At 47.9% G+C, this 4,656-nt stretch carries 2 protein-coding genes; one reads left to right on the forward strand and one right to left on the reverse strand.

Annotated elements, in window-relative coordinates; all coding sequences use genetic code 11:
• Nucleotides 1-112 precede the first annotated feature (112 nt).
• Nucleotides 113-652 (reverse strand): hypothetical protein, encoded by a 540-nt coding sequence (locus QZW82_RS32065; protein ID WP_293158416.1) that lies wholly within the window; start codon nucleotides 650-652, stop codon nucleotides 113-115.
• 408 nt (nucleotides 653-1,060) lie between these two features.
• Between QZW82_RS32065 and QZW82_RS32070 the strand changes: the two genes are divergently transcribed.
• Complete coding sequence (locus QZW82_RS32070) at nucleotides 1,061-4,162, forward strand: MFS transporter (RefSeq protein ID WP_293158419.1); 3,102 nt, start codon at nucleotides 1,061-1,063, stop codon at nucleotides 4,160-4,162.
• Nucleotides 4,163-4,656: the final 494 nt, after the last annotated feature.

The following is a 4,656-nucleotide window of genomic DNA, read 5'->3' on the forward strand; positions in this document are numbered from 1 at the left end:
AAATCTGATGAGATTGGAGCCTTTCCCAATGAAACCAGTTGTCTCACAGTTTTTTGCCTCGTCGTAGAGCGAGATCATGCCAAACATGACCGTGGAACCCCCCGCGAATAATTCATGACACTAACAAATCCGCATTCAAATTCTCTTCATTGATGTTACCTGGGTTTTGGCGATCGCGCTTCCTCACCGACACCCCAGCAATCGCCGTGCCCTGAGTATTCGCCAGCAACCCTGTTACAGTCCCTCCTTCCAGGAAATGCACGTTCGTATTTTCTGTCAAGCGACGGCGAATTTGGCGATCGAGTAAATCCCGACTGAACATAACTAAATCATCTGGATCCGGGGTAAAATGTGTCGCCCAACCTGCGGGACTAAACCAGGCGATCGACTTCGGATCTAACCTCGGAGCACCAGCAGCTATCAGTTCGTTTTCTAAGCCGGGAAACAATTGTTCTAGGATGATTTTTCCCCGAGTCAAAAGGATGTGCAGGTGTCGGGATTGAGGAATACCGGGGCGGGGTGCGGGTTTTTCTGGAAAAAAATCTCGTTCAACAATACTTACGCGATCGAAGTGTTTTGCTAATACTCTAGCGGCCAACAGTCCTGCTAAACTGCCGCCAATAATAATTGCATGACTTTCTCGTGGCATCATTCCATCCTTTGAAGGTTAATAACTAATACCGTGTCCGTTGAATTCTCGGCGATCGCAAGAAGGTACGTAGTTGCGCTTCAGCGCTCTTTTCTAGATCTATAAGAGCGCTGAAGCGCAACTACGTACCTTTCAGTTGTGTTCGGGACTGTAGATATTGTGAATGTGTTTCAAAGCAAGTGTTTCGTTGCGTTAAAAAAATCTACTTCACAAACCAAACAAAACTGGCATAGCACAATTATCCCTCAATCAACAGCAGGCCGCAGACATATCTATACACTTCCGACTGTAGGGGGATGTTTTAGCTCGTCAATAAGGCGATGCTTGCCTTTAGGGGTACGAGACTAAAACTATACATTCGCCGATCGCGCCGCACCCACCCTTTAACGAGGAATATACGAGGAATATACTATGTTTCAAAATTTGCCAATTAATCCACAACTGTATAACATCGGGTTCTGGCTGGCTCAAGTGCCTGTAGAACAGACTACAACAACAACAAGCAGAGTAGAAGATGCAGCACTCCTTTATTCCGGGCCGCAATTTTTTATCGCCTTAATATCTGGAGTCGTGCTCGCCTGCGCTTTCCAACTCTTGCTGACAAATTTGTCAGTAGCCGCAGGCCTTTCCTACATCGGACAATCCCACGACGATGGACACAAATCTGATAGCAGTAGTCCCGTCCGCCACATCGGGCGCAAAGTCGGTACCTGGACTCTAATCACTGTCACCATCGCCCTATTCTTCGCTTGCTTGCTAGCAGTTAAGCTTAGTTTGATTAGCAGTCCCGGTTTAGGTGCGATCGTCGGTTTAGTCGTGTGGGCCGCTTATTTCTCACTGCTGGTATGGGTGAGCTCTACCACCGTCGGTTCCCTGATTGGTTCCGTCGTTAACACCGCAACATCTGGCGTTCAAGCTATTTTCGGCACCGCAGCCGCAGCCCTCGGCGCCAAAGCAGCTAGCAACCAAGTCGTCGCCACGGCGAAAGCAGCAGCAGCAGCAGTGGGCCACGAGCTCGGTAGCGCGATCGACCCTACAAGCTTGCGGGAAAACGTAGAAGACTACATCCAAGCCCTCAAACCGCCGGAATTAGACATCAAAGCGATGCGTAGCGAGTTTGAAAAATTGCTCAACGATCCGCAACTCAAAAGCATTGCTGGCGAAAATTTGCCGAATCTCGATCGACAAACCCTGATAGATTTAGTTAGTTCGCGATCGGACTTGTCAAAACGCGATGTCAACCGGATTGTAGACCAACTCCAAGATGCTTGGAAACAAGTAGGAAAACAAGACCAGAAATCAGACGGCATCGCCCAATTAATAGATTATCTCAAATCAGCAAAATCGGGAGATTTGCTCTCAGATACGCTGACAAGTAGGGTAGAAAAAGTTCTCGGGAATCTGGGCGGTCAAAATTCCGGACAAAACCCCACAATGATGTCCCAAGCAACGTCAATGGCAGTTAATGCTTTAATGGGAATAGTTTTGGGTCGCACGGATATTTCTGACTTAGATGTGGAAAAAGTAATTGGTCAGCTCAAAACAGCTAAGGACAAAGTTAGCCAGCAAGCTGATAAAATTACCGCTCAAGTCAAAGGCGAACCAGAAACTTACAGCCCAATTCGTGCCGACGTAGAAAACTACTTGCTCAACACTTATTCGTGGCAGATGAACCCTACCGCGATCGAACGCGAATTTCGTGACGTGCTCTACGATCCAACGGCAGATCCGGGAACTGTGCGCCGCGAATTGGAAAAACTCAATCAGTCCAAGTTTGCCGAAATCCTGGCAAGTCGAGGCGTTTTTACCCAAGACAAAATTAAAGAAATTTCCCAGGAATTAGAAGGAATCAGACAGCGAGTTTTACAAACTGCTATTTTTGCGGAGGAGCAAGAAAAAGCTCGCGATTTGCAGTGGCGCTTGGAAACTTATTTGAAGCTGACGCCGAAAGCAGAACTGACAGCAGCAGGTATCGGAAGCGATTTCAAGAAAATTTTAGAGGATTCTGATGCGAATTACGAACAGTTGCGCGATCGGCTTTCTCCATACACCCGCGAGAGTTTTGTGCAAATCCTCAGAGGTCGCGAAGGCTTCGGCTTCCAAGAAGTAGAACAGATTGTTAAAGAGTTGGAAAGGACGCGAGATGTCGTTTTAGCAGATTCTAAAGGTCTGCAAGAAGCAGCGCAAGTCCGACTAGACAATCAGTGGCAAAAAGTGCAAGAATACTTGCAGTCTACGGGCAAAGAAGAACTCAATCCCGAAGGGCTCAAGCGCGATTTCAAAACGCTGCTGGACAACCCGGAAGCGGGAATTTGGGCGCTAAAAGCTAGAGCTTCTAAGTTCGATCGCGAAACTTTGGTAAAATTGCTATCTCAGCGAAAAGACCTCAGCGAAGACCAAGTAAATCAGCTTCTCGACAGTGCCGAAGAAACTTGGCACAGCGCGCTGGAAGCACCGCAAAAGCTGGCAGAAAAAGCTAAGGATCAGTACGACCAAACTACCACCGCCCTGGCAGATTACCTGCGAAAGACTGGCAAGGAAGAACTCAATCCTGAAGGGATTAAGCGGGATTTGACCAAATTGATGGAAAATCCCAAGGAAGGGGCTTTAGCGCTGCGCGGCCGCCTTTCTCAGGTCGATCGCGATACTTTGGTCAAGCTGCTTTCTCAGAGAGAAGATTTGACCGAGGAACAAGTCAATCAAATTATCGACCAAGTGCAGGAAACTCTAGGATCGATCGTGAAAGCACCGCGCCGTTTGGCGAAGCGGGTGCAAACTCAAGTCCAGGATTTTCAGAGCATTTTAGAGGATTATTTGCGAAATACGGGCAAGGATGAATTAAATCCCGAAGCCATCAAGCGGGACTTGCAACTGCTGCTACATGACCCAAAAGTCGGCGCTTACAGCTTGGGCGAACGGCTGTCGCATATCGATCGAGCTACAGCCATTTCCCTGCTGTCTCAGCGCCCGGATATTTCGGAAGAAGAAGCGACTCGTATTGTCGATCAAATTGTGTCGGTGCGCGACCAATTTCAACTGCAAATTCAGAAAATACAGGAGCGCGTTCAGTCAGTAATTGACGGGGTTCTGGGAAAAGTTCGGGATTACCTCAATTCGCTCGATCGCCCGGAACTCAATTACGAAGGCATTACGCGGGACGTGCGGAAGTTATTTGACGATCCGCAAGCCGGATTTGATGCTTTGCGCGATCGCCTCGGTCATTTCAACCGCGATACTTTAGTAGCCCTAATTAGTTCGCGCGAGGACATTTCTGAAGCAGATGCGAACCGCTTGATCGACCAAATTGAAAAAAGCAGAAATACCGTCTTGCAAAGAGCAGAACGCTTGCAGCAAGAAGCGCAGCTTCGCCTCGAAAGCATTAAATTGCAAGCCGAAAAACAAGCCGAAGAAACCCGGAAAGCAGCGGAAGTTGCATCTTGGTGGCTGTTTTTCACGGCTCTTACCTCGGCGGCTGCGGCTGCGGGCGCTGGTGCTTTAGCCGTCATCCGGTAAAAAAAGAGTTGATTTGCGCGATCGGATTTCTAATAGTGCCTGATGTGAGTTTCTACTGACATCAGGCACTATTTTTATCAGCCTTCTCAAGAGCGGTGAGGTATTTGTGGTAAGCTCGTGTCCGCTCGATTCACTTTTATCAAACTGGTTTGATCGTTCGGACTTCAGTCCTTTCTTGGATGCGGACTAAAGTCCTCACTACGAACCGTCAAACAAAACATAATTGTTATCACGCGAATCAAGATCGGTGAGGTTTTTCTGGTAAGCTTATGTCGCCTCGATCCACTATTGTAAAACTGGTTCGATCGTTCGGAATGCAAGTCCTCAGGAAGAAGGACTAAAGTCCTCACTACGAACCGTAAAACAAAAGTAAACTACCTACACCAAGTCGGAGTACCGACTATGGAGTAGGCTTTTAGTAGCCCTGCACCAAATCGAATAAACTAGGTTGGAAGTACTCGACGATCCGACCTAGTTCACACGACAGGTACGAA

The organism is Microcoleus sp. bin48.metabat.b7b8b9.023 (assembly GCF_013299185.1).
Taxonomy (GTDB): domain Bacteria; phylum Cyanobacteriota; class Cyanobacteriia; order Cyanobacteriales; family Microcoleaceae; genus Microcoleus.